Raw genomic sequence first — 25,406 nt, 5'->3', positions numbered from 1 at the left:
GGTCGAACTGGCCACTTCCGAATGGGTCGACTGGTACAACAACCAGGAGGGTCATTCAAAACCCGGGTGCGGCGGTTCTGAAGATCTCCAGGGCGGTGGCGGTGCGTAACACGTCGGGGAAGTCGGTCATGATCCGGTGGTAGCCGGTCTTGAGGATCTTCCAGTTCTTCAGATGACTGATGGCGCGTTCGACGGCGGCGCGGAGCCGGTTGACGCTGTAGTTGTACGCCTTTTGCTGGGCGGTCAGTTCCCCACCGGGTGGTTTCTTGTGCGGGGTGATCGGGCCGGTGCCCTGGTAGCCGCCGTCGCCGATCATGCCTGGTCCGTCGGTGAGGTGGCTGGCCCAGCGTTCGGCGATGCCGGAGATGAAGAACGCCGCCGCGTCGTGGCGGGCGCCGTTGACGGGTTCGCCGACGTCGGCGACGCGGCCATCGAGGTTGGCGATGACCTGCACGTTCTGCCCTGACAGGTGTTTCTTGCCGGAGAACAGTCCGTGGTAGGACTCGCGTTCGCCGACCGGGGCGACGAACCCGTCAACCAGCACACCGTCACGGCGGGTCTGCTCCAGGCGCTGGTCGACCTCAGGACGGGTGACCCAGCGCAGGATCGGCTGCAGGATCTGGTGATAGCGGGTGATCGTGGCCTGCGAACAGCCGAACACCTCGCCGAGGACCTCGTCGGGCATGTTGTGCCGGAGTCCGAACAGCACCGCGATCACCGCCGTGGCCAGCGGCAACACGTGCGGACGCCCGACCGGCGGCTTCTCCCACTCATCGCCCACGATCTCGCGAACCCGGCCGATCAGGTCAGCGAGCCGGTCCGTCGGGAGTCCTGTCATACTTTCACAGCGCAGCGGCTGACCCTCGATCAACTTCCACACAAAGCTGATCTATCGGATCCCAGCCGCTGCGTCTACTCCGGACAGTCAACCCGGGTCACGGGCACCCTCGAACCCAATGCCACGTAGCCTAGTTTGATCATGCTGCGTGGGGTTGAAGTCGGTAGATGTGGACGGTGGCTGAGCCCTGGTGGCGGATGCTGGCTGGCTCGTCGCGTTTCTTGACGCGGTAGCTGTTGTGGCGGGCGCGTTTGACGGCGCGGGGGCAGGTGCGTTCGCGTCGGGTGGGGATCAGGAGAGCGGCGATCTGGGCAAGGTGGGTCGGTAGTCGGTCAGTCCAGTCCTGAGGGGGGAATGTCCGCCGTCCCGGTGGCGGTGCGGCGGATCAGGCGCAGGGCCTTGGTGAAGGAGATCCGATCTGGATCGAGGTCAGCGGCGGCGGACGCTTTCGCGGTCAGTGCGCTGATCGCGTGGTGGACGATCAGGTAGGCCCAGATCTCCTGATGGGCCAGGTCCGGCAGGCGGGACCGCAGCACCCGTCCGGGACCACGGAGGTGGGTTTTGAGCTGGTCGTTGGCGGTTTCTTCCTCCCAGCGTTCGTGGTACGCGGCGGCCAGTTCGTCGGCGCGGGCGTCGGCGGGGTCGATGATTGTGGTGATCAGGGCGATCAGTTCGCCGGTGCCGTTACCGACGCGGTCGGGTACGTCGTACTCGACCACTCTGGCGAGGTGGACGACCGGCAGGCCCTGGTCGTCGAACGCGTCGGGAACAGTGTTGATGTCGGTCAGATCAGCCTCGCCGCGGGCGGCTGCGAGGAGCCGTTCCCGTCGACCGCCATGGACAGTCGGCTTGATCAGGACGGTGAGATAGGTGCCGTCGGACAGGACCTTGACCACGGGCAGGTCGAGCTGGTTCGGGGTCCGCCACAGCAACGCCGCGCCGGTGGCCTGGGCGGCATCCCACGCCTGCCAGGAGTAGAACCCCCGGTCAGCGGTGAGCAGTTCGTCGGACCGCAGCCGCGGGTACAGGCGCTGCGCGAGGGTCTTCTCTCCCACGGCGTAGCCGCCGATCTCGGCGGCGACGAAGGCGTGGGTGCCGCACTCTGCGAGGGCCACTACCCGGGCCTTCGGGAACGCCGAACGGTTTTCCCCCGACCCGGCGTACCCCAACTCGGCCGCGTTCTCGTCGCTGTCGGGCAGGTCGACCTCGAACCCGTCGATCGCCAGCAGCCGCCACCGGCGCAGGAAAGACCCCCGCGCGGTGCCCAGCGCGGCCACCTGCACGTGCGGGCCCGCCTCACCCGCGACCGGCCCGCACGTGCGCTCGAACACCTCGGCGAACACCTGGCGACCCAACCGTTTCCGCGCCTGAGTGATGGCGCTGGACGTCGGCACGCTCCACCCCGCACTCCAGCACCCGAACCGGTCCAACGACCCGGTGACCTTGCTCGCGACCTCGGTGTAGTCATCGTCGGGGAACAACGCCAGCCCCAACGTCAGATACGCGGTCACATGCGCCGGCAGTTTCCCGTCCGACCGCTTCTCCCGCACCCCGCACACCTCAACCGCCGCGTCGACCTCCTCCCGCGACACCTGCGAGATCAACACCCCGAGCGTGACCTGATCCGACCGCACCGCCGGACGATCCACCACATCCACCGACATGACCCGAGATCAAAACAGCCCGCCGAACCACGGCCACCCCGCCACGCCGCACCACCCGCGAGTCCACACAAAACCGCAGGCCACACCCAAGATCAACCTAGCCTACGTGGCATTGCCCTCGAACCTCACTCAACGTGACATCCATGGGTGTCGACCGAGTTTTGAATGGCCCTCCAGGTCGGAAGCTGGGAGTATTATGGAAGATGACAGACAGTGCCTCACACGCAAGCACGCCGTGTGAAGACTCAAACACCGACCTCGGTGCTGAGGACGATTGTCTGCTCTGCGGGAAGGCGTAGCCGTTCCGCTTGGGAGGCACTGTTGTTGTTGAGACGTATAAATAGTATTTTGCGCCAACCAGCCATCCCGGCACGGCTGGTTTTGATTAGCCTAATCTGTGAGATAAAATAGGTGACCCGATTGAGAGTCATTCCTCGGCCTTTAGGGTGATTAGCGGCATGGCGCAGAATCTCGGGGTACTCGATATTATCTCGAAAGCCGAAAGTGGCAGAGATGTGCGTGATTCCGTCACCCGGATCCCCGAGAGTGTCGATGGCTAGACGTCGATCCAAAGGAATGTGTGGGACATCTTCTATGCGTTCCGAAACTATCACTATATTTTCGTGTCGTACGCGGTTATGCGCAACGTTTGCGCGTAGCGCCAATGGGACAGTTTCCTTATTCGGGTGCGGAAAGACGGCAGTGCCCTGAACCCGTTGAAGGTCCGGGTCCCGCAATATGCCAAGAAAGTCCGATAGCTTACCTTCCCGTTCACTCCGTTTTCTAGTGACCATTCTGGACCCACGTTGCCAGGTCGCCATGACGGCGTACAATATTATCGCAATAAGCAGCGGCACCCAGGCACCGTTAACAAATTTAGGAAGGGTTGAAAGGGAGAAAATGATTTCGATTCCAACAAAAACAACCCCGAATAGTACTAACCATCGGGTGGCCCAGCTCCACAAGACCCGGGCGACGACCAGAAACAGAATCGTCGTGATCAAGAGTGTGACGGTGACCGCTGCACCGTACGCACCGGCTAGTTTCGTCGACGACTCGAACCCTAGCGTCACTATCAAAACCGCAGCGAAAAGAAACCAGTTCACCGCAGGAATATAGATCTGGCCGTACCTGCGGCGGGAGGTATGGCGGATCTTCAGCCGCGGGAAAAAACCCAACTCCATGGACTGGCGCGCCATCGTATAGGAGCCGGAGATCACGGCCTGGGACGCGATTATCGTGGCCATGGTTGCCAGGATAACCATCGGCAACCGCGCCCAGTTAGGTACCAGCATGAAGAACGGATTACTCTCGCTATCTGGCATCTTTAAAATCAACGCGCCTTGGCCAAGATAGTTTAGCGTTAACGCAGGGAATACGAATATGAACCAGGTTCGGCGAATCGGTACTAGACCGAAGTTGCTTAGGTCGGCGTAGAGTGCTGCGATGCCGGTGATTGTCAGTACTACGGAGCCCATCGCGATGAACGCGGCGACTGGATGTTCCACTATTAGCAAAGCTGCGTATGTCGGCGATAGCCCGGCTATGATTCCCGGGTTACGGAACACCTCAGCAGCGCCGGTCACGCCTAGGCAGATAACCCAGAGGAACATTACCGGTCCAAATATGGATCCCACACGCCCTGTTCCCCATGGTTGCAGTATGAACAGTGATATGATGACCGCTACCGACAATGGAAGCACGGCAACCGACCATCCCGGAGAGACAACTTCGAGTCCCTCCATCGCCGACAGCACTGAGATTGCCGGCGTGATCACACTATCGCCGAAATATAATGCGCTGCCGATTGCCCCAAGCGCCATAGCTGCAGCTACGTGTCTGGTATCGGCGCGACGCAATGCCCGTCTGGCCAGAGCCGTTAGCGCCATGATCCCGCCCTCCCCGTCGTTGTCGGCCCGTAGCATAAAAAACATGTAGTTGACCGATACCGTCAGGGTAATAGTCCAAAAGATTAGCGAGATAACACCGAATACATCGGAGGCGCTCGACGACAAACTATGGTCTGCGGCAAAGAGTATCTTCAGCGAATATATTGGGTTGGTGGCAATGTCGCCGTATACGACACCTAGTGCACCCAGCATAAGCGTGAGCCTTGCTGACCCCTCTGCCGTCCGGTGACTCGGAGATGCGGATGCCTGCGAACTCGTCGCCCCACCGCCCGTAGTCACGCCTTCATCACCCCCCTACAGGCTGCGGTTGCCGCCTTAGTCTTGATGCGTCATATCGTTTTCGGGAAGCCCTGATTGCTCCCCGAACGAATGAAGTGAACGCCAAAGGCCTGCAACGCATCGCCATAGATGGTTGCACCTTGCCTGCTATGAACTCTAGCTCACCTAAACTACTTTTTCGTCGAAACATGAATATGCAAGAACTCGGGATTTGTATTACATTTGTACTTATATTACGAATGCAGTAAGATCGTTTCTTGGGCAATGAGCCCTTTTCGTCGTGACCAGCCGGCCTGGGAGTGGCTGGAGGCCGTGCCACTGCCCCGGGTGGCGGCCACTCTCGGGGCGCGGCTGGGTCCGGACCAGGGCGGTTGCAAGTTCCGGGGTTGTGTGGCTGGTCGGGTTGGGACCGGTTGGGGTGGATAGCAGGGCAGGCACGGGTTTCGTGATCATTGTGGTGTCGAAGCCAGATGATCACGAGGTGGCCCGTGCCTGCTGTTGCATCTTCTCCTATCCCTGCCGTGCTGGTGAAGCTGGGGCCGCTGGACACCGGCCGGATCGCCGACCTGCGGCCTTACCTCGATTCGGTGCCCGACCCGCGTTCCCGGCGGGGCCGGTGGTACTCGCTGACCGCGATCCTGCTGGTGTGCGCCTGCGGGGTCGTCTCGGGCGCGAAGAGCATTGACGAGCTCGCCGAGTGGGGTCAGCGGGCCTCGACCGCGCTGCTGACAGTCATCGGGATCCGCGTTCATCTGTTCAGACCCGGATCCGCGGATAGGGATAGGGAGTGTCAAGTTAACGGCTGATCTTGGTTGTTGAGGTGGTCAGTTGTTGGCCGGGGTGAGCCGGCCTTCGAAGGCGATCTGGAAGGCGTTCAGTGGTGCTTTCCAGCGTATGGTCCAGCGTCGGCGGCCGGCTCCGGTCGGGTCGAGGCTCATCAAGGCCATGTAGACGCACTTGAGTGCGGCCTGCTCGTTCGGGAAGTGGCCACGAGCTCGCACGGCCCTGCGGATACGGGCGTTGACGGACTCGATCGCGTTCGTGGAGCAGATGACCTTGCGGATCTCCACGTCGAAGGCGAGGAACGGCACGAACTCCGCCCACGCGTTCTCCCACAGCTTCACGATCGCCGGATACTTACGGCCCCACGCCTCGGCGAACTCGAGGAACCGCTCGGTGGCGGCGTCCTCGGTCGCCGCGGTGTAGACCGGCCGCAGCGCTTTGGCGATCTTGTCCCAGTCCTGCCGGGCGGCGTAGCGGAACGAGTTGCGCAGCAGGTGCACCACACACGTCTGCACGATCGTGCGCGGCCACACCGTCTCCACCGTCTCCGGCAGTCCCTTGAGCCCGTCACAGACCAGCATCAGCACGTCGGCCACGCCGCGGTTCTTCAACTCGGTGAGCACGTGCAGCCAGTACTTGGCGCCCTCGCCGCCGTCACCGGCCCAGATACCGAGGATGTCGCGGTGGCCGTCGACGGTGACCGCCATCGCGAGGTAGATCGGCCGGTTCGCGACCTGACCGTCCCTGATCTTGACGTTGATGGCGTCGATGAACACGACCGGGTAGACCCGGTCCAGGGGCCGGTTCTGCCACTCGGCCATGCCGTCCATGACCTTGTCGGTGATCGTGGAGATGGTCTGCTTCGACACCTCAGCGCCGTAGACCTCAGCCAGGTGCGCGGCGATCTCGCCGTGGGTCAGGCCCTTGGCCGACAGCGACAGGACCATGTCGTCGACGCCGGTCAGACGCCGCTGCCGCTTACGCACGATCTGCGGCTCGAACGTCCCGGCGGCGTCGCGTGGGACCCGCACCTCGACCGGCCCGACGTCGGTGAGCACCGTCTTGGTCCGGCTGCCGTTACGGGTGTTCCCGCTACCCCGACCCGCCGGGTCGTGCTTGTCGTAGCCGACGTGGTCGGTGATCTCCCCATCCAACGCCGACTCGAGGACCCGCTTCGTCAGCTGCTGCAGCAGCCCACCCTCGCCGGTCAGCTTCAACCCGTCACCACGAGCCCGATCGACCAGCATCGCGATCAACTGCTCATCCGTGACCGCACCCACCGGCTCCACGGCCGGCTGTCCCACGGTGGTCTCGGTCGTCATCTGGCGTCTCTCCCTTGATCGGTCGATCAGCCGTTATTTGTACAGTCCCCCGAGATGCGCTGCGACGTAGTCACGCAGGTCGTCGCGGACCGCGTCGGCGTCCCACGCCGTCCTGTTGAGCAGCCGTTGCATGCCGTCAGGTGTGTTCTCCCCGGCCGCCTCGGCCAGGGTCCAGCCATTCTTGCCGGCCAGCGGCGACAGCAGGCCCAGCACGTATGCCCGGGCCCGCCGACGTGGCCCCACCCGCCGGAACCGGCCAGCGATCCGCGCCATCAGGTCATCCAGGCCCGCCGCCCACCCCGAAAGATCATCTACCGCCACGAGTGCAGAAGTCTGCGATGGACGATCATCTACTCTGACGTCTGATCCGCATCTGCGGTCCTATTTAGCTGCGCAAACGCCGCCAACGGAAGTGCGGCTGGAGTACTAACCACCCCCACCCCGCCAGCTTCTTTTTCGAGTCAGATCAGATCCTGGTCAAGCTGCACTGCCGCCCACGGCGCGCCGCCCCGATTGTGCAGGCCATCCTCGTTCGGCACCATGTCGAGAACCCATGCGATGCCTCGGCGAACGCGGCTTCGCGATCCTCACCGGGCCGCTGGCAGGCCTTGCGTCACACACCTCACCGTCAGCCACGACAGTCGGCGATATCCGTCCGCGCAGCACTCCCACCCAGGGCTGTTGCGTAGTCGATCAAAGGGCGGTTGAACTGGGGTTTCGCAGGGGGTTCGGCGAGGTCCGGGGTCCATGTGGGACGGGTACGGCCCGTTGGTGATCATGGTGTTTGCGAAGACAACCGTGATCGAGAACAGGACCGTACCCGCTGATGTCATCATCACTGACCGAGATCGTGCTGCCGCACCGACCCCCCAGCCTGCCGTCACCGGTTGTGGTCACCGGTAGCGACCGTGACAGTGACCGCCGCAGCTTGTTCGTGGCGTTGGCGGTCATCAACGACCCGCGCGATCCGCGGGGCCGGCGGTATCCGCTGGTCAGTGTCCTGGCGGCGGCGGTGTGCGCGGTACTCGCCGGGGCGTGCACGTTCGCCGCGGTCGCGGACTGGATGCGCTTCCAGGACGAGTCGGTGTGGACCCGGCTCGGGTTCGACGGCCGGGTACCGGCCGCGACGACGGTGTGGCGGCTGCTGATCCGGCTCGACGCCGAGGTGTTGTCGCAGGTCCTCGCGTGTTGGTTGCGGGAGCGGGCCGGGCCGGTCGTGATCGGCGGGCGCCGGGGGCGACTCGTCATCGCCATCGACGGGAAGGTCGCCCGGGGTGCCCGCCTCGCCGACGGGCGGCAGGTGCATCTGCTCTCGGCCTACGACACCAGCACCGGGATCGTGCTCGCCCAGGTTCAGATCACGGCGAAGTCGAACGAAATCCCGGCGTTCACCCCGCTACTGAGCTGATCTCAGCGACGCGAATGTGTTGATTGGTACGACACGGGCGAACCGGGTCACGCCGGACGGTGCTGGAAGTGGGCGTGGAGCCATCGATAGACAGGTCTTTGCGACAAGATCCACGTCTTCGAGAGGGCTCCACGTGATTGCCTATCGTGCCATGGTCGACGTCCCCAGGGAACTCGTGCAGTACCTCGGCCGGCTGCTTGCCGCGCAACGCCGAGCCAAGGGGACACGGCGCGACACCCGCGCGTTGACCTGCTTCTACCAGGCACTCCTGGTGCTCGTCTGGTTCCGCAAAGGCGAGGACGCGACCCTGCTGGGCGCCGGGTTCGGCATCTCCCGGGCCACTGCGTACCGGTATATGGCCGAGGGTGTCGCAGTGTTGGCCGCGCAGGCCCAGGATCTACACACAGCCCTGCGCCGGGTCGCCGACGACGGCTGGTCGTACGTGATCCTGGACGGAAAGCTGTTCGACTGCGACCGGGTGGCCGAGACCACCCTCAGCGTCAAGGGCGACACGATCGACGCCTGGTATTCCGGCAAGCATCGTGACTTCGGCGGAAACGTTCAAGCGGTCATGCGCCCGGACGGCCTGCCGGTGTGGACCTCCGCGGCGATGCCGGGGCATCTGCACGATCTGACCTGCGCCCAACAGCAGGGCATCACGGCTGCCCTGAACTGGGCCGCCTCCGAACTCGACCTGCCTACCCTGGCCGACTCCGGTTACGAAGGCGCAGGTCAAGGCGTCAAAGTCCCGGTCAAGCAGCCCACCGACGGGCAGCGGCTCGCTCCCGACAACCGCGCCTACAACCGGCTGCTACGCGGACTGCGCTGGCAGGGCGAACGCGGCTTCGCGATCCTGGTCGGACGCTGGAAAACCCTCCGGCATACCACCGCCAGCCCACACCGGATCAGCGACATCCTCGCCGCCGCACTCCACCTGACCCATTTCGAGTACAAGTACCTACCGCAAAGTCGCTGAGATTACTTCACTACGCCTGGTTGCGGCCGTGCTGGGATCCCTGAAGGACGTCCTGGTCGTCGCCGACGCGCTGCACGCCCAGACCGGGCACGCCGATCTGCTCGCCTCCGCCGACGCTCATCTGATGGTCCCGATCAAGGCCAACCAACCCAAGCTGTTCGCCCAGCTCAAGGCCCTGCCCTGGGCGCAGGTCCCGGTCGGGGCACAGACCCGCGAGACCGGTCACGGCCGCAAAGAGACCCGCACCGTCAAGGCACTCACCGTCAAGACCCCCGGCGGGCTGGGCTTTCCCAACGCCGAACAGGCCGTCCGGATCACCCGGACCCGCACGATCAAGGGCAAGACCACTCGCGAAACGGAGTACCTGACTATCTCGCTGCCCGCCGACCAGGCCCAACCCGCCGACCTCGGCACCTGGGCGCGCTCTGAATGGCATATCGAGAACCGCCTACATCACGTCCGAGACGTCACGCTACGTGAAGACGCCCACCAGGCCAGGACCCACAACGGTCCTGCCGTGTTCGCCACCCTCCGTAACACCGCAATCGGATACCACCACACCGACGGCGCCACCAACATCGCCGAAGCAACTCGCCGGGCCAGTCACCGCCCACACGAGCTCATCGACGCCGTGACTACCGGAAAACCGACCGTGACCAGCAGCAACACGACAATGCAATAGCCCTGCCTGCACTCCCACCTCACGGATTTCGAATACTGGCACCTACCAGATTTTTGTTGGGATCACATCAGAGCAGGACATGAGTCCTACTTCGGCATTACTAGCGTTTACTGCGATGAATCGGGACATGCCGTCTTGAACTAGCCACTCCTATGTCGCTGAGTTAGCTTGTCCGGCAGCGCATGAACCGAGTTTGCCACCTGGGTTGGGGAGGCGGGCCCACCCCGTGGCAAGAGCTGATGGATCAAAGACTGCCCACAGAAGGGGATTGCAGCATCTAGCCAAGTCATACAGGTCGCTTTTCATATCCCCGCAAATCTGTAGGGATACGGATCTACAACGCGCTAATCAGCAGTTTAGCCGACATATCCTCCCTTATCGTACCCGAGCGGATCATGCACAAGCTAAGCATTGTTCTGGGACTACTAGATTGATGTTGTCAGGGGTAGTGCACATGCATTCGTCCGACATGACCGTCCATGGCTATTCATTGGCGCCGTCGACGTATAAATCTGCGGTTCACCGTTTCCTTGAAAACTCTTGCATCACTAGGGCATCGGCTCGTGTCTACCGGATATCACTGTTTACGTGGGCATGGATTCTAGGCGGTAGGCCCGCGCCCGCCGGCTCGGCCCGCCGCACCGCAAAACCCCCATCTTTGATGCTGTCAGCCTTGGACAACCCGTTCCTACCGCCGCTCTTGGTGGAGTTGGTAGAAGCTCGGGCAGGCGAGGTAGACGCACATACCATCAACCGAGAGATTCGAGTTGTTCGCCAAGCATCCCAATGGTGGCTTAAGCAGGGATGGATTTCATGCGACCCGACAGATTGCATCGACCTGCGACCAATCTCGTCGACCGGACTCAAGCCCCTTACCAACGAGCAGGTCGGCTCCCTGTGGCGCTTGAGGATGCCGACCCGCGAGAAAGTCCTCTGGAGAATGATCTACGGTACGAACGCCAAAGTCGAAGACATCCTTCGACTTGACGTTGATGACCTCCGTCCAGCTTATCGCGCGGGTCGAGTCGGTGACGGTACATGGATTTACTGGGATCAGGGCGTTGCCCGACTCCTTCCCTACCTTATTTTAGAACGACGCCGCGGTCCACTGTTCTTGACGACTCGCAAGGCTCCGAGAGGAACGTTACCCCAAGATCTTTGCCCATCCACGGAACGGGCGCGTTTGTCTTACCGGCGCGCAGAAGAAATCTTCTCGGCTACCACTCGTCTGATCTCGAAGGATCCTATACGAGATAGAGGGTGGACGTTAAGCCAACTTCAACGGGCTAAACGCTGACCATCGATGTACTAGTCGTCTACGTGACCCAACTGGAGCCTTTCGGCCCTGTAGCCAATCCATTCCTAAGGTAAGGCCTCTGGTGGATGCGCACCTTTAGCTGATTACGGGCACGCGAGCAACTAACTGGAGCATCGAACGGCCAAGCAATATTTAACCCAATCCACACTTACTAATCCCACCCCACGGGAGTGTAATGACTGACGAGAAAGGTGCGCTACACATGCAGCACAGCATGACAGATCTTACGGGTAAGCTCATCTGCGAATCTCCTCCGAATCAGGTAGTAGTGGGCCATCTACCACAGCCGGAGGCAATGGTTGTTCGGTCCATGCGGATACCCTTTACCCTCGACGAGGATACTGCCTTGGCTGCCAAGGAACTCCGTATGTCCAAGACCGCCTGGATCCGCCAAGCCATCGAGGCTGCCCTGGTTGCCCGGGCTGAAAACGATCAACTGATCTCTCGCGCTGAGGCATTGCATGCCCTGCGCCTTGTACGTTCTGTCTGCCCTGACAGAGATTTGCAGAAACAAGAGAAAGCTTTAATCCGGGAGAAGACACCCGACGACGACCAGCATGCCGTCATCGAGCAGCGGGAGTAGTTGCTCGGCATCCGCGTTTTCGCTGACGTCAACGGGGTAACCGATTACCGCCACACCAACGTGGCCTCACCCGTTTCTTACGTCTCCACAAAGGCCGACCACGCTTCGAAATCCCTGGTCAACGACCCGGCACCAAACTACGCAATGGCCCCTGACGAGCGGCCCACGTGGCTGGGGAAGATCAAGCAAGCGTCCCCGTACATACCCGTCGGACACCTCCGACGTCGAGTGGCGGATCCTCGCGTCGCTGGTGCCGGTCGGCGGCACCCGGCGCAGTCGCGGTGGTCGGCCGGTGACCTACCCACGCCGTGACGTGGTGGATACCATCCGGTACGTGACCCGTACAGGCTGCCAGTGGTTAACCTCCCGCTAGCGCTTGTATGAAAATGGCTCAGCTGCATAATACAGGCGTATTGTTTGACCGAATCTCCTTTATGCTTGGTTCGCTTGGGCTGGGATGTCTAGAATTGAGCTAGGCCCCACCTTCCTACGGCAGCCGGGCACTCTGGTGCTTAGGAGTCGGTGGAGTCTGATGTAAGGTGCGCCGGGCTCGGTTCCCCGCTTTGCCCTGCACATCTCGTCACATCACAGCCCCCTTAGCAGATGGTGTTCGGCGTGGGCAGGGGTGTCCCACACGTGACAACCATCCGCAAGGGGGCTGTGATGGCATCAGGGCCCCGGCAAAGTCGTCAGGTGATGTTGAGCAGTGCCAGCGGGCGGGTGCTGTCGCGGGCGTGATGCCGGTTGGCGGCGGCGATGTTGGTAGCCCCGCTCAGGCGCAGGGCGCTGATCGCGGCGTTGCGTAAAGCGGCCATGACTTCGGGTCCGGTGCCGGTGCGGATTTGGCTGCGGTCCTCGTCGTACCTGAGTTGTAGCGTTCTGGCGATCTTGTGATCGCGGGTGCCGCTGACCTCGGCGTTTGCCGGCGGATTGGACTCTGCTGCCGAATTCGTGACACGCCGTCGGGATCGTTCGTACTGGCCGGTCACGGGGTCATGATCCCTGTTCGCGGTCGTGTTCCTTCCGTCGGTGGCTGCGGGATGGGGTGTACGGGTGTCGATGCGGCCGCGGTCGCGGGTCCAGATTCCTGATCAGACGGTGCTGGTGGCCCGCGCGGCGTTCCCGAACGGCAGCGTGGCGATATCAGCGCGTGACCACCTGGGTGAGGTGTTCACCGACGAACAGTTCGCTGCCGCGTTCGGTGTCCGGGGCGCTCCGGCCGAATCGCCGGGCGCCTTAGCGCTGGTGACCGCGTTGCAGTTCGCGGAGAACCTGACCGATCGGCAGGCCGCGCGGATGGTCGCCCGGGCGATCGACTGGAAGTACGCGCTCGGCCTGGAGCTGACCGATCCCGGCTTCGACGCCAGCGTGCTGTCCAAGTTCCGTACCCGGCTGGTCGAGCACGGCCTGGAAGAACAGGTCTTCACCGCGATGCTGACCGTGTCGACCGGCAAGGGCCTGATCGCGGCTGGTGGTAAGCAGCGCACCGATTCCACTCACGTGATCAGCGCGGTGCGAGACCTCAACCGTCTGGAGGTGGCCGGCGAGTCGGTACGGGCCTGCCTGGAAACGTTGTCGGTGGCCGCACCGGACTGGCTGGCCACCGCTATCGACGTCGGCGAGTGGGCGCACCGGTACGGGCCACGCATCGATTCCTGGCGGCTACCCGCCTCGCAGGCCAAGCGGGACCGCCTCGCCCAGGTCTACGGCACCGACGCCGTCGCCCTGCTGCGCGCGGTGTTCGCCCCTGCCGCCCCGGTCTGGCTGGCCGAACTGCCCGCGGTGCGGACGCTGCGCACCGTGCTGGTGCAGAACTATCTGATCACCACCGACAGCAGGGGGCGGGAGGTGATCCGGCGGCGGGAGGCGGACACGGACGGTCTCCCGCCCGCCAGATCCCGGATCACCTCCCCGTACGACACCGACACCCGGTGGGCCGCAAAAGGCGACGACCTGTTCTGGAACGGCTACAAGGTCCACCTGACCGAGACCTGCGACCCCGACACCGAGCACGGCACCACCAGCGACCACGACGGCCAGACCGGTCCCCGGCCGACACCGAACCTGATCGTCAACGTGGCCACCACGGCGGCCACCGTCCCCGACGTGAAAGCCACCACCGGCATCCACCAGCACCTGCACGACCGCCGGCTGCTGCCCGCCGAGCACTACCTCGACTCCGGCTACCCCTCAGCCGACACCATCGCCACCGCGCAGACTTTCGGCGTCACCATGGTCACCCCGGCCCTGCTCGACCAGTCCGCCCAGGCCCGTGCCCGCACCGGCTACGACAAGACCTGCTTCACCATCGACTTCGACACCCGGCAGGTCACCTGCCCCCAAGGACACACCAACACCTCCTGGAGCCCCACGGTCCAACGCGGCACCGAGGTCATCGTGGTCAAGTTCCCCACCACCACCTGCGGCCCGTGCCCCGCCCGCGCCCAGTGCACCACCGCGAAACGCGGCGGCCGGCAACTCACCTTCTACCCCCGCGACCTCCACCACGCCCTCACCGCTGCCCGCACCCGACAGACCAGCGACAGCTGGCACGACAAGTACAAGCTGCGCGCCGGCGTCGAAGGCACCATCAACCAGGCCCTCGACATCACCGGCATCCGCCACACCCGCTACCGCGGCCTCGCGAAAACCCGCCTCCAACACGTGTTCTCCGCGATCGCCCTCAACCTCGTCCGACTCCACACCTGGTGGACCGACCACCCCCTACCAACAGCCCGGACCAGCAACCTCCAACGCCTCGATCACGCCCTCGCCGCTGACCTCGGCGTTTGCCGGCGGATTGGCGCCGATGTGGTCACTAACGCGGCTTGGCGGCGTGGGTAGTCTCGCGGGGTGGGCGCTTTCGTGCGGCGGGTGAAGACCGCCTCCGGAGCGACCGCGGTCCAGATCGTGCACAAACGAGGCCGGCGGGTGCTGAGCATCGAGCACATCGGCTCGGCCCATACCGACGACGAGTTGGCGCTGCTGCTGCAGGTCGCTGAGGAACGCCTGCATGGTGGGCAGTTGGCCCTGGACCTGGACGGCGTCGGCACCGGTGCGGGCGGGGCGTCGGCGGTGGTCGAGGGCACGTCCTCGCTGATCTTGTGGGATGTCCTGAACAGCCTCTACGACGACCTCGGCCTGGATCGCCTCGGCGACGAGGCGTTTCGGGCGTTGGTTCTGGGCCGGGTGATCGAGCCGACCAGCAAGGCCGACACCGTGCGTGTGTTGACCGAGATCGGGATCGCCTCGCCGCATCGGGTGACGTTCATGCGCTGCCTCAAGCGGGTGGTCGAGCGGGACTACCGGGCCGTGATCGCGCAGGCCTGTCACCGGCACGCCACCCGCGGCGGCGGGCTGGCGGTCGTGCTCTACGACGTAACCACCCTGCACTTCGAGGTCGAACGCGAAGACCAGCTGCGCAAGGTCGGGATGAGCAAGGAACGCCGCGTCCACCCGCAGGTCACCGTCGGGCTGCTCACCACCGCCGACGGGTTCCCGCTGGAGATAGACCCCTTCGCCGGCAACAAAGCCGAGACCAAAACCCTGATCCCGGTGCTGACCCGATTCCGCGACCGCCACCAGGCCGACGACCTGGTCGTGGTGGCCGACGCCGGGATGCTGTCCGCGGCCAACCTGCTGGCCTTGGAAGACAACGGATTCCGGTTCATCGTCGGCTCCAAGACCAGCAAAATCCCCTACGAACTTGAGGCCCACGTCGAGCGGCACGGCAACCACCTGCCCGACGGCGCGACGATCGAGACCACCCGGCGCATGGGCACCGGGACCAAGGCCCGCGACCGGCGGGTGGTCTACCAGTACACGTTCACACGAGCCCAGCACGACAACCGCGCGATCAACGCCATGGTCGAACGCGCCGAAAAGGTCGCCGCCGGCGAACGACCGCTGAAGAAGGACCGCTTCGTCACCTTCACCGACAGCACCACCAGCGTGAACTGGGACCTCGTCGAACGCGCCCGATCCCTGATCGGGATCAAGGGCTACGTCACCAACATCGACCCCACCGTGATGGACGGCGCGGCCGTCGTGGCCGCCTACCACGACCTCTACCAGGTCGAACGTTCCTTCCGGATGACCAAGTCCGACCTGGCCGCACGACCGGTCTTCCACCGCCTCGAAGACAGCATCCAGGCCCACCTGACCGTCGTGTTCGCCGCCCCGGCCATCTCCCGCGAAGCCCAAGCACGCTCCGGGCTGAGCATCAACAAGATCCTCAAGACCCTGCGGCCCCTCCGCTCAGCCACCGTCACCATCAGCACCCAGCAAGTGACCGCCCAGCCACGCATCACCGCCGAGACCCGAACCCTCCTGACCACCCTCGGCTGGAGTGGTCACTAAATCGCTACAACTCAGGTCGTAGGTGACGTCGCGGACCCAGTGGACCTTGTTCTCGATCGACCAGTGTTCGCGGGTCCACGCTGCCAGTTGTGCCGGTTTCGCCTGATGAACGCGGAGATCGGTGATGGCGTAGACGGTCTCGGTGGTGAAGCGTTTCGGCTGGTCCAGGCGGCGTCTGCGGCGGCGGATCTGGATGACTTGGGCGGCGTGTGGGAAGTCGATACCGGTGGAGATCGTCAGGATCTTGCAGCTGTGGATCTCGCGGCGACCGTGTCCGCGGTCGGTATCGCGGGTGGCGTCCGGGACTGCCCGCCAGGGCAGTGCGGTGAGCTGCGCGTGCAAGTGGGGTTGGTTGCCTTTGACGGTCAGGATCCAGTGCGCGCCGCGTTCGGCGAGGTAGGTGACGTGCTCGCGTTGGCAGTGCAGGGCGTCGGCGGTGATCACCGTGCCGCGTAGGTCGCCAATCTGGTCGAGCAGCGGTGCGAACCGGGTGATCTCGTTGGTTTTGCCGTCGACGTCGATGCTGGCCAGGACCACACCGGTGGCCTGGTCGCAGGCGGTCATCACGTGCCGGGCAGGGGTGTCGGTGGTGCGGGAGCCGCGCAGGGTCTTACCGTCGACGGCGATCGCCCGACCGGCCATTGAGGTGGAGGCGGTGGCCCGGCCGGCGAGCCAGACACTGATCGCCGCGGTCAGCAGTTGCGGGTCCATGGCCTGCAACAGCCGACGAATCATCGCCTCCGATGGGCGCCGATCCGGGATCATGCCCAAAGCGAGAGCCGTTGCCGCCGGCACGTCGGCGACCCATTCGGCGATCGCGGCGTACGAGCGGTAGCCGGCGACCACGGCACACACGGCTGCGGTGACCACGACTGTCAACCGGTGCCGGACACCTCGCCGAGCTCGTGGATCCGGCAGACCGGCGAGCGCTTCGGGCAGCCCACCAGTGAGCCATTTTCATCGTGACGGTGCAGGTCATGGGCGGTGCGGGGAGGCCGGTGTCCATGTAGGACGAGGCTCCCGGTAAGACAGCAATCGACCAAGATCAGATGCCCCAACCGGGAGCCTCGCTGTGCTGTCTTACCCTGCCGCGATTCCGTTGTCCACCCGCAGCCTGAACCACCTCGCCGCCCTCATCCGGACCCGCCGCCAGCAGCGACGGTCCCGGTGGCGACGCCTCGACCCCGGCCGGCAAGCCCTGCTCGCCCTGGCCCACCTGCGCAACGGCGACACCCTGACCCGCCTGGCCGCCGGATTCGAGATCGGCGTCACGACGGCCTGGCGTTATGTCCGCGAGGCCATCGACCTGCTCGCCGCGACCGCCGACGACCTGGCCACGGCCATGACCAGGATCCGGCTGCTCGCCTACGCAATCCTCGACGGCACCCTGATCCCGATCGACCGGGTCGCCAACCAGAAGCCGTACTACTCCGGGAAGCACAAGCGTCACGGAGTGAACGTGCAGGTCATCGCCGACGCGGCCGGGCGTCTCGTGTGGGCCTCGGGCGCGCTGCCCGGCTCGACGCACGACCTGACCGCCGCCCGCGGCCACGGCATCATCGACGCCCTGACCAGCGCCGACGTGATGACCTTCGCCGACAAGGGCTATCAAGGCGCCCACGGCAGCGTGCGCACCCCGTTCAAGCGGCGCCGCTTCCGGCCGAAGCTGTCACGCCGGCAGAAGGCCGTCAACCGGGCCCACGCGAAGATCCGCGCCCGCGGCGAACGAGCCATCGCCACCCTCAAAACCTGGAAGATCCTGACCAAGCTGCGCTGCTGCCCACGCCGAGCGACCGCGATCGTGCAGGCCATCCTCGTCCTGCACCACGTCGAAGCCGACCGCTACGCAGGATGAAAATGGCTCAGTGGTTTCGGCAACGGTCAACGCCGGTGCGCAGGCCAGGGACGAGATCAGCAATGATGGCAGTGCGGGCATGACTCACTTCGGGCGATCAGCATGGCGTAGAGAACCTTGATGATCTTCTGAGCCGGTCATGCCCGTCTTGCTGCCACCACCACCGGCGCTTCTACTCCAAGCCTCGCAAATCAGACACCGTCACGACTTTGCCGGGGCCCTGGTGATGGCCTCGTCCGTTCAGAGCGGATTTGATTCGGGTGCGGCTCTGGTGAGGTGCGGCGACACGCTGTGTGGCCTGGGGATGTGTTACTGGTTGTGATGGTGAAAGGGATCCTCCCGCTATGTTCGTCGGTTGCGAGACACGAACATCAGCAAAGAGGGAGCCCGGTGCAAGAGTACGCATCCGAGACGGCGGACGATGCTTTCGCCGGCTCATCCGTGCGGTTCGGCGCGATGGTGGACTTCCTGTCCGGTGAGCATGCGGCGGGGATGACTCACGCCGAACTGGAGGAGCGGCTGCATACCGATGGCATGCGGTTGCTGTGTCAGTTGTTGCAGGACAGTCTGGATCTTCGTGCCAGTCGGGAGGAACGGCTCGACGAGGTGACCGACGCCGATAGCCATCTGCGGGGGTGGGCCGAGCGGGGGCGGCAGCGGACGCTGGCCACCCGGTTCGGTGAGGTGGTGGTGACGCGTATCGCCTACCGGGCGCGGGCGCGGGCCGATCTGAACCCGGCGGACGCGGTGTTGAACCTGCCCGTGGAGAAGCACTCGCATGGACTGCGCCGGTTGGCCGCGGCCGAGGCGGCCCGCGGCTCGTTCACCGACGCGGCGGCCGCGATTGAGCGGGCCACCACGGTGCGTATCGGGAAACGGCAGGTCGAGGCGTTGGCCGCCGCAGCGGCGATAGATGTGGATGCCTTCTACACCGCCCACGCCCCGGACTGGTCGGCCGATGATGATGTGCTGGCGTTGTCCTTCGACGCCAAAGGGGTGGTGATGCGCCCCGACGGGCTCCGCGCGGGCACCGCCAAGGCCGCGGTCAGCCAGAAACTGGCCGGCCGCCGGTCCAAGGGCGAGAAACGCAACCGCAAGCGGATGTGCGAGGTCGCCGCGGTCTTCGACGTGACCGGCAAGCCGCGCACCATCGCCGACATCCTGCCCGAGGACCCCGAAGCGGCCCAAACTGCTACCCCGGCGCCGGTCACCTCCGGCAAGTGGCTGCACGCCAGCGTGACCGACGACGCCGCGGCGGTGATCGCCGCCGGGTTCGCCGAGGCCGACCGCCGCGACCCCGACCACGCTCGGACCTGGATCGCCCTGGTCGACGGCAACACCCACCAGATCGACCGGATCCACGCCGAGGCCAAAACCCGCAAGATCACCTTGCCGGTTGTTGTGGACTTCATCCACGTCATCGAGTACCTCTGGAAGGCCACCTGGTGTTTCCACCCGGAGGGCGACCCGAACGCCGAACGGTGGGTCCGCGCCCAGGCCCGGCAGGTGTTGGCCGGACGGGCCGGCATAGTCGCCGCAGCCATCCGACGCAAGGCCACCTACCACGGCCTGGACCCCGGCAAACGCAAACCCGCCGATGTCGCCGCCGCCTACCTGCTGGCCAAAAAACCGTACCTGGACTACCCGACCGCGCTGGCCAACGGGTGGCCGATCGCCACCGGGGTGATCGAAGGCGCCTGCCGCCACCTGGTCAAAGATCGTATGGACGTCACCGGCGCTCGCTGGGGCCTCGACGGCGCCGAAGCAATCCTCAAACTCCGCACCCTGATCAGCAACGGCGACTTCGACCAGTACTGGACCTGGCACCTGGCCCAGGAACAACAACGCATCCACAACAGCCGCTACCTCGGCGGTGCCATCCCACAATAGACGATCACCTCAGAGGAGCCGCACCCATTTGATTCATCGAGGGTCATGAAGGAAAGGTGCGCCTGGCCTGCAAGGATGTGAGTGTCTACGTCATGTCCACAGCAGAGTCGGGTGCACCTTTCTGGTGAGTAAGAGTAGCGGGTGGGATCAGCGGCTGCAGGTCGCGGCGGGTGGGAAGGGTTTGGTCGGGCATGCCGGCGCGGTTTTGCTGCGGCGGTGCGCGGACCGGACCGGGCTGGCCTGGGCGTTGAACGCGGTGCTGCCTCGCGGTGCGGGGCCGGGGTGGTGGGACCGGGGCACGGTCTTGATCTGCCTGGCGACCGCGATCGTGCTCGGCGCGACCAGCATGTCCGACATCGGGCTGCTCGCCCATCAGGCGCTGGTGTTCGCCGAGCCACCGTCGGAAGCGACCGTGCGCCGTGCTCTGGCCGGCCTCGACGAGACCGCCCTGCGCCGGATCGCCAAGGCGCGGGCGAAGGCCCGCGCCCGGGTCTGGGAGCTTCTCGAGCGCCGGCCGCAGGGGTTTCCGTGGCTGCTGGTGGCGGGCAAGCTGCTGACCGGGTGGGTGGTCATCGATCTGGACGCCACCCTGATCACCGCTCACTCCGACAAGCAGGGCGCGGCGGCCACGTTCAAGAAAGGCTTCGGGTTCCACCCCCTCGGGGCGTGGTGCGCGAACACCAGTGAGAGCCTGGCCATGCTGCTGCGGCCGGGCTGAGCTTCCCCCGCTTTGCTGGAGCGGTGGTTACCTGCTGCCGGCTGGCGCAGGGGTGGCGATAGGTGGTTCGGCTGGTTGCCTCTGGTGGGTGTGCCAGGCGGTCTCGTACTCGTTCGGGCTGAGGTAGCCCAGTTCCTTCTGGATGCGGCGGGTGTTGTACCAGCCGTCGATGTAGGCGAAGATCGCGTTCTCGGCCTCGTCGCGGGTCCGCCAGCTCGTGCGGTAGACGAGTTCGATCTTCAGCGTCGACCAGAAATTCTCCATCAGGGCGTTGTCGTAGCTGTCGCCGACGGAGCCCATCGAGGGCAGGATCCCGTTGTCCTGTAAGCGTTCCGCGAACCGGAACGATGTGTAGTTCGACCCGCGATCTGAGTGGTGGATCAACTGGCCGTCGCGGACGTCGCGCGACCAGATGCCGTATTCGAGGGCGGCGAGGATCAGGTCGGTGTCGCAGCGGTTGGAGGTCTTCCAGCCGACGATTCGGCGGGAGAAGACGTCGCGGACCGCGGCGAGCCAGAACACGCCTTCGCCGCAGGGGATGCGGGTGGCGTCGGCGACCCAGAGCCGGTTCGGCCCGGTGGCGGTGAACTGCCGCCCGACAAGGTCCGGCGCCGGTGTGTGCCGTGGGTCCTGCCGCGTGGAGCCGCCGCGCCAGCCGCGGCGCAGGAACGCGCCCTGCCAGCCCTGCTGCGTCATCAGCCGCTCGACGCGTTTGCGACCCACGTAGATGCCGTCGCGGCGTAGCTGGCGGTGGACCCGGTCCGCGCCGTAGGTGCGCCCGGAGGTCTCCCAGATCTCGTGAATGTTGGAGATCAGGCCCAGGTCGACCACGTCGCGGTCGCAGGGCGCCTCGGCCTGCTTGACCCACGCGTAGTAGGTCGAAGCGCCGATGTTCAGGACCCGTAGCAGGAGCGCGACCGCGAACTGGTCACGGTGTTCATCAATGAACGTCATGACCGTCGCCGGGTCGGGTCGAGCTCCGCCGCGAAATACGCGCTCGCCGCTTTCAGGATCTCGTTGGCCCGCCGCAGCTCGGTGACCTCCCTGCGCAGCCGGCGGTTCTCCTCGACCATCTCGCTGGTCGGCCGGTCGTGACGCTCACCCGTGTCAGCCTCGGCCTGACGGATCCAGTTCCTGAGCGCCTCGTGATGCACGCCGAGCTGCTCGGCCAAGCGCCGGATCACCGGCTTCGGGTCCGATTCGCGGTACAAGCGCACAGCGCGCTGACGGAGCTCATCGGGGTACTTCTTCGGTGCTGCCACGGATACTTCCTCCCCCACGGCCATCAGACCATGGTCAAGAAACTCCATGAAAGCGGGGGTGGCTCAGATGTGGGGTTGGAGGAGTTGTTCTTCCGGTTCGCGCATCGGTTCGGGCGGGTGGAGCCGCGGCGGCGGGCGTGGGCGTATGTGCGGGGGTTGCTGGCGCCGTTGGAGCGGCGTAATGGCTGGACGCTCGCGGAGCAGGCGGGGCATGTCTCGCCGGACGGGTTGCAGGGCGTGTTGTGCAGCCCGGCGTGGGACCGGGACGCGGTCCGTGATGACGTGCGCGGCTACGTGGTGGAGGCGATCGGTGATCCGGCCGGGGTGCTTGTCGCCGGCGAGACCGGGTTCGTCAAGAAGGGCCGTGCCTCGGCGGGAGTCCAACGCCAGTATTCGGGTACGGCGGGCAAGACCGAGAACTGTCAGATCGGCACGTTCCTGTGTTACGCCACGGCCAAGGGTCGGGCGTTGATCGATCGGGAGTTGTACCTGCCGACGTCGTGGACCGGTGATCGGGACCGGTGCCGGCGCGCGGCGGTTCCGGATGATGTCGAGTTCGCGACCAAGCCGCAGCAGGCGCAGGCCATGCTGCAGCGGGCGATCGAGGCGGGGGTGCCGTTCGCGTGGTTCACCGCCGACGAGGTGTATGGGCAGAATCCTGGTCTGCGGGGCTGGTTGGAGGATCAGGACGTCGCGTACGTGATGGCCACCCGATGTGACAACGCGGTGCCCTCCGGGCTGCACACCACCAGCCGGGTGAATGAGCTGGTCGCGAGGGTGCGTGCGGGTGCGTGGCAGCGGCTCTCGTGTGGTGACGGCGCGCACGGGCCACGCCGTTACGACTGGGCCCGGTTGCCGATCCGTCGTACCTTCGCTCACGGCCGGCGGGGCTGGGTCCTGGCCCGACGCTCGATCAGCGACCCGAGCGACATCGCCTACTACGTGTGCTTCGGCCCCCGCGGCACCCGACTACGCGACCTGGTGCGGGTCGCCGGTAGCCGTTGGTCGGTGGAGGAGTCGTTCCAGACCGCGAAGAACGAGGTCGGCCTGGACCAGTACCAGGTCCGCCGTTACGACGCCTGGTACGGCCACATCACCCTGGCCATGGCCGCTGCCGCGTTCCTCGTCGTCACCCGCGCCGCCGAAGCCGCAAAGGGGGCACCGCCGGGAGCGAGGGCAGCCTGATCCCGTTGAGCAGCAACGAAATCCGCCGCCTGTTCGCCCGCCTGGTCCTGACCACCCGCCACCGAGCCGACCACATCCTGCACTGGTCCCGCTTCCGCCGCCGACGCCAGGAACAAGCCCGAGCCACCCACTACCGCAAACGACTCGAACCACCATAAGCCACGACCCGCCGTTGCAGTACTAACCGACCTGGAGAAACGTACCGGCTGGCGGTACGCGATCGTCGCCACCAACATCCGCCGCATCCACGGCGTGGCCGGCTCTCACCAGCCGCAATGGCTCGACGTGCTGCACCGTTCGCACGCCGGAGTGGAAGATCAGGTGCGCACGAACAAGGCCATGGGCCTGCGAAACCGGGAGTGTCAAGTTAACGGCTGATCTTGGTTGTTGAGGTGGTCAGTTGTTGGCCGGGGTGAGCCGGCCTTCGAAGGCGATCTGGAAGGCGTTCAGTGGTGCTTTCCAGCGCATGGTCCAGCGTCGGCGGCCGGCTCCGGTCGGGTCGAGGCTCATCAAGGCCATGTAGACGCACTTGAGTGCGGCCTGCTCGTTCGGGAAGTGGCCACGAGCTCGCACGGCCCTGCGGATACGGGCGTTGACGGACTCGATCGCGTTCGTGGAGCAGATGACCTTGCGGATCTCCACGTCGAAGGCGAGGAACGGCACGAACTCCGCCCACGCGTTCTCCCACAGCTTCACGATCGCCGGATACTTACGGCCCCACGCCTCGGCGAACTCGAGGAACCGCTCGGTGGCGGCGTCCTCGGTCGCCGCGGTGTAGACCGGCCGCAGCGCTTTGGCGATCTTGTCCCAGTCCTGCCGGGCGGCGTAGCGGAACGAGTTGCGCAGCAGGTGCACCACACACGTCTGCACGATCGTGCGCGGCCACACCGTCTCCACCGTCTCCGGCAGTCCCTTGAGCCCGTCACAGACCAGCATCAGCACGTCGGCCACGCCGCGGTTCTTCAACTCGGTGAGCACGTGCAGCCAGTACTTGGCGCCCTCGCCGCCGTCACCGGCCCAGATACCGAGGATGTCGCGGTGGCCGTCGACGGTGACCGCCATCGCGAGGTAGATCGGCCGGTTCGCGACCTGACCGTCCCTGATCTTGACGTTGATGGCGTCGATGAACACGACCGGGTAGACCCGGTCCAGGGGCCGGTTCTGCCACTCGGCCATGCCGTCCATGACCTTGTCGGTGATCGTGGAGATGGTCTGCTTCGACACCTCAGCGCCGTAGACCTCAGCCAGGTGCGCGGCGATCTCGCCGTGGGTCAGGCCCTTGGCCGACAGCGACAGGACCATGTCGTCGACGCCGGTCAGACGCCGCTGCCGCTTACGCACGATCTGCGGCTCGAACGTCCCGGCGGCGTCGCGTGGGACCCGCACCTCGACCGGCCCGACGTCGGTGAGCACCGTCTTGGTCCGGCTGCCGTTACGGGTGTTCCCGCTACCCCGACCCGCCGGGTCGTGCTTGTCGTAGCCGACGTGGTCGGTGATCTCCCCATCCAACGCCGACTCGAGGACCCGCTTCGTCAGCTGCTGCAGCAGCCCACCCTCGCCGGTCAGCTTCAACCCGTCACCACGAGCCCGATCGACCAGCATCGCGATCAACTGCTCATCCGTGACCGCACCCACCGGCTCCACGGCCGGCTGTCCCACGGTGGTCTCGGTCGTCATCTGGCGTCTCTCCCTTGATCGGTCGATCAGCCGTTATTTGTACAGTCCCGCGAAACCTGCCCTCGAAGGCCTGGACCGTCAACCGCGGCTGGGTCCTAGCCGCGAACATCGCCGCCGATCTGGCCGCCTGGACCCGACTGCTCGGCCTGCACGGCCCCGCGCTTGGGTAGTCGTCACCAGCCCCAAAGTTACTGGCGGGTAGGTTTTGGGTGTGCCTTCGCGGCGCCCGGCCTGGGGCAGGGGCTTCGGGTATGGGGTTACGACGGTTGAGGGCTGGGTGTCAGCCTTGCCTGTCCGGGGCGCTGTCGTCGTCGAGTGGTTCGAGGTCGTCGGCAGTGTCGTCGTCTTCCTCGGTGTCGCCTTCGTCGTACAGCCAGGGGTCGTCGAGGGCGTCGGGGCCTTCTTCCCAGGCGTCGCGGGCGGGCCAGGCGCTGCGGTCGTTGGCCAGGGACAGGGCGGTGCGGGCCGCGGGGTCGTCGTAGTCGACGCGGTTGGCATCGGCGTCGTAGATGAGGTAGTTGCCGTCGGCGTCGCGGGCGAGGGTGATGGCCTCGTGCTCGACACCGAGCACGACGGTGGTCACCTGTTCGTGTTCGATTTGGTCGTCGATGTCGACGCACACCATGACCGGTAGTTCGAAGCGGACCCAGCGACGCGTCACGGTGTTCCTCCTGTTCATCAGCCCGATGGCCCCGAC

Annotated in this window: 24 protein-coding genes and 1 pseudogene; 14 read left to right on the top strand and 11 right to left on the bottom strand. The window is 65.1% G+C overall.

Annotation, left to right across the window (positions count from 1 at the left end; translation table 11 throughout):
• Window positions 1–55 precede the first annotated feature (55 nt).
• From QTQ03_RS29755 to QTQ03_RS29745, 3 genes are all read right to left on the bottom strand, one after another.
• The gene (locus QTQ03_RS29755; protein ID WP_289277203.1) at window positions 56–838 is read right to left on the bottom strand and encodes a transposase family protein; all 783 of its coding nucleotides are present in this window, start codon (window positions 836–838) and stop codon (window positions 56–58) included.
• A gap of 332 nt (window positions 839–1,170) precedes the next feature.
• Window positions 1,171–2,472, bottom strand: a complete 1,302-nt coding sequence (locus QTQ03_RS29750; RefSeq protein ID WP_502889899.1) for an IS4 family transposase — start codon at window positions 2,470–2,472, stop codon at window positions 1,171–1,173.
• A 275-nt stretch (window positions 2,473–2,747) separates the two neighbouring features.
• Window positions 2,748–4,604: a potassium transporter Kup gene (locus tag QTQ03_RS29745; RefSeq protein ID WP_289281261.1), complete on the bottom strand. Its 1,857-nt coding sequence runs from the start codon at window positions 4,602–4,604 to the stop codon at window positions 2,748–2,750.
• A 608-nt stretch (window positions 4,605–5,212) separates the two neighbouring features.
• On the opposite strand from QTQ03_RS29745, the gene QTQ03_RS29740 reads away from it, so the two are divergent.
• Window positions 5,213–5,497, top strand: coding sequence for a transposase family protein (locus QTQ03_RS29740; protein WP_289281260.1), 285 nt, complete (start codon window positions 5,213–5,215; stop codon window positions 5,495–5,497).
• An 18-nt stretch (window positions 5,498–5,515) separates the two neighbouring features.
• Here QTQ03_RS29740 and QTQ03_RS29735 read toward each other — a convergent pair whose 3' ends face one another.
• Complete coding sequence (locus QTQ03_RS29735; protein ID WP_289280776.1) at window positions 5,516–6,721, bottom strand: IS256 family transposase; 1,206 nt, start codon at window positions 6,719–6,721, stop codon at window positions 5,516–5,518.
• Window positions 6,722–6,844: 123 nt separating this feature from the next.
• Window positions 6,845–7,069 (bottom strand): annotated as a pseudogene (locus QTQ03_RS29730) (transposase); the annotation flags it as partial.
• Window positions 7,070–7,622: 553 nt separating this feature from the next.
• Between QTQ03_RS29730 and QTQ03_RS29720 the strand changes: the two are divergent.
• The 5 genes from QTQ03_RS29720 to QTQ03_RS30515 all read left to right on the top strand — a co-directional run bounded on the left by QTQ03_RS29720 (window position 7,623) and on the right by QTQ03_RS30515 (window position 12,136).
• A complete protein-coding gene (locus QTQ03_RS29720; RefSeq protein WP_289281259.1) occupies window positions 7,623–8,204 on the top strand; it encodes an ISAs1 family transposase in 582 nt (193 codons plus the stop codon).
• 133 nt (window positions 8,205–8,337) lie between these two features.
• Entirely contained in the window at window positions 8,338–9,180 is an 843-nt protein-coding gene (locus QTQ03_RS29715) for a transposase family protein (RefSeq protein ID WP_289276277.1), read from the top strand.
• A gap of 28 nt (window positions 9,181–9,208) precedes the next feature.
• Complete coding sequence (locus QTQ03_RS29710) at window positions 9,209–9,862, top strand: ISAs1 family transposase (RefSeq protein ID WP_289281258.1); 654 nt, start codon at window positions 9,209–9,211, stop codon at window positions 9,860–9,862.
• 1,493 nt (window positions 9,863–11,355) lie between these two features.
• Window positions 11,356–11,763 (top strand): hypothetical protein, encoded by a 408-nt coding sequence (locus QTQ03_RS29705; protein WP_289281257.1) that lies wholly within the window; start codon window positions 11,356–11,358, stop codon window positions 11,761–11,763.
• 43 nt (window positions 11,764–11,806) lie between these two features.
• On the top strand, window positions 11,807–12,136 hold the full coding sequence (locus QTQ03_RS30515; protein WP_353890665.1) for a transposase: 330 nt from the start codon (window positions 11,807–11,809) through the stop codon (window positions 12,134–12,136).
• A 316-nt stretch (window positions 12,137–12,452) separates the two neighbouring features.
• Here the strand turns inward: QTQ03_RS30515 and QTQ03_RS29700 are convergent, their stop codons facing one another.
• Window positions 12,453–12,752 (bottom strand): hypothetical protein, encoded by a 300-nt coding sequence (locus QTQ03_RS29700; protein WP_289281256.1) that lies wholly within the window; start codon window positions 12,750–12,752, stop codon window positions 12,453–12,455.
• Window positions 12,753–12,822: 70 nt separating this feature from the next.
• Between QTQ03_RS29700 and QTQ03_RS29695 the strand changes: the two genes are divergently transcribed.
• Together QTQ03_RS29695 and QTQ03_RS29690 are read left to right on the top strand one after the other, a co-directional pair.
• Entirely contained in the window at window positions 12,823–14,607 is a 1,785-nt protein-coding gene (locus QTQ03_RS29695; RefSeq protein ID WP_289281281.1) for an IS1182 family transposase, read from the top strand.
• Between the two features lie 9 nt (window positions 14,608–14,616).
• Window positions 14,617–16,122, top strand: a complete 1,506-nt coding sequence (locus tag QTQ03_RS29690; RefSeq protein ID WP_289281255.1) for an IS1634 family transposase — start codon at window positions 14,617–14,619, stop codon at window positions 16,120–16,122.
• On the opposite strand, the gene QTQ03_RS29685 is transcribed toward QTQ03_RS29690, so the two are convergent.
• Window positions 16,021–17,061 (bottom strand): ISAs1 family transposase, encoded by a 1,041-nt coding sequence (locus QTQ03_RS29685; protein WP_502889900.1) that lies wholly within the window; start codon window positions 17,059–17,061, stop codon window positions 16,021–16,023. The genes QTQ03_RS29690 and QTQ03_RS29685 overlap by 102 nt on opposite strands.
• 133 nt (window positions 17,062–17,194) lie before the next feature.
• Between QTQ03_RS29685 and QTQ03_RS29680 the strand changes: the two genes are divergently transcribed.
• The 3 genes from QTQ03_RS29680 to QTQ03_RS29670 all read left to right on the top strand — a co-directional run bounded on the left by QTQ03_RS29680 (window position 17,195) and on the right by QTQ03_RS29670 (window position 20,585).
• Window positions 17,195–17,977: a transposase family protein gene (locus QTQ03_RS29680; RefSeq protein ID WP_289281254.1), complete on the top strand. Its 783-nt coding sequence runs from the start codon at window positions 17,195–17,197 to the stop codon at window positions 17,975–17,977.
• Window positions 17,978–18,433: 456 nt separating this feature from the next.
• Window positions 18,434–19,867: an ISKra4 family transposase gene (locus tag QTQ03_RS29675; RefSeq protein ID WP_289280660.1), complete on the top strand. Its 1,434-nt coding sequence runs from the start codon at window positions 18,434–18,436 to the stop codon at window positions 19,865–19,867.
• A gap of 124 nt (window positions 19,868–19,991) precedes the next feature.
• The gene (locus QTQ03_RS29670) at window positions 19,992–20,585 is read left to right on the top strand and encodes a transposase (RefSeq protein ID WP_289281253.1); all 594 of its coding nucleotides are present in this window, start codon (window positions 19,992–19,994) and stop codon (window positions 20,583–20,585) included.
• Window positions 20,586–20,612: 27 nt separating this feature from the next.
• Here QTQ03_RS29670 and QTQ03_RS29665 read toward each other — a convergent pair whose 3' ends face one another.
• Together QTQ03_RS29665 and QTQ03_RS29660 are read right to left on the bottom strand one after the other, a co-directional pair.
• A complete protein-coding gene (locus QTQ03_RS29665; RefSeq protein WP_289277269.1) occupies window positions 20,613–21,539 on the bottom strand; it encodes an IS3 family transposase in 927 nt (308 codons plus the stop codon).
• The gene (locus QTQ03_RS29660) at window positions 21,536–21,895 is read right to left on the bottom strand and encodes a transposase (protein WP_289277270.1); all 360 of its coding nucleotides are present in this window, start codon (window positions 21,893–21,895) and stop codon (window positions 21,536–21,538) included. Before QTQ03_RS29660 ends, QTQ03_RS29665 begins: the two co-directional genes overlap by 4 nt.
• Between QTQ03_RS29660 and QTQ03_RS29655 the strand changes: the two genes are divergently transcribed.
• From QTQ03_RS29655 to QTQ03_RS29645, 3 genes are all read left to right on the top strand, one after another.
• Window positions 21,878–23,032 carry an IS701 family transposase gene (locus tag QTQ03_RS29655; RefSeq protein WP_289281252.1) on the top strand — a complete coding sequence of 385 codons (1,155 nt, stop codon included), beginning with the start codon at window positions 21,878–21,880 and terminating at the stop codon, window positions 23,030–23,032. The genes QTQ03_RS29660 and QTQ03_RS29655 overlap by 18 nt on opposite strands.
• Before the next feature lie 5 nt (window positions 23,033–23,037).
• Entirely contained in the window at window positions 23,038–23,190 is a 153-nt protein-coding gene (locus tag QTQ03_RS29650; RefSeq protein ID WP_289281251.1) for a hypothetical protein, read from the top strand.
• A 94-nt stretch (window positions 23,191–23,284) separates the two neighbouring features.
• Entirely contained in the window at window positions 23,285–23,410 is a 126-nt protein-coding gene (locus QTQ03_RS29645; protein WP_289281250.1) for a hypothetical protein, read from the top strand.
• An 18-nt stretch (window positions 23,411–23,428) separates the two neighbouring features.
• Here the strand turns inward: QTQ03_RS29645 and QTQ03_RS29640 are convergent, their stop codons facing one another.
• Both QTQ03_RS29640 and QTQ03_RS29635 read right to left on the bottom strand, forming a co-directional pair.
• Window positions 23,429–24,634, bottom strand: a complete 1,206-nt coding sequence (locus QTQ03_RS29640; protein ID WP_289280611.1) for an IS256 family transposase — start codon at window positions 24,632–24,634, stop codon at window positions 23,429–23,431.
• Window positions 24,635–24,989: 355 nt separating this feature from the next.
• Complete coding sequence (locus QTQ03_RS29635) at window positions 24,990–25,370, bottom strand: hypothetical protein (protein WP_289281249.1); 381 nt, start codon at window positions 25,368–25,370, stop codon at window positions 24,990–24,992.
• Window positions 25,371–25,406: the final 36 nt, after the last annotated feature.

It is taken from the genome of Micromonospora sp. WMMA1363 (assembly GCF_030345795.1).
In the GTDB taxonomy this organism is placed as follows: domain Bacteria; phylum Actinomycetota; class Actinomycetes; order Mycobacteriales; family Micromonosporaceae; genus Micromonospora.
This window is presented reverse-complemented; position numbering and strand designations above follow the sequence as displayed.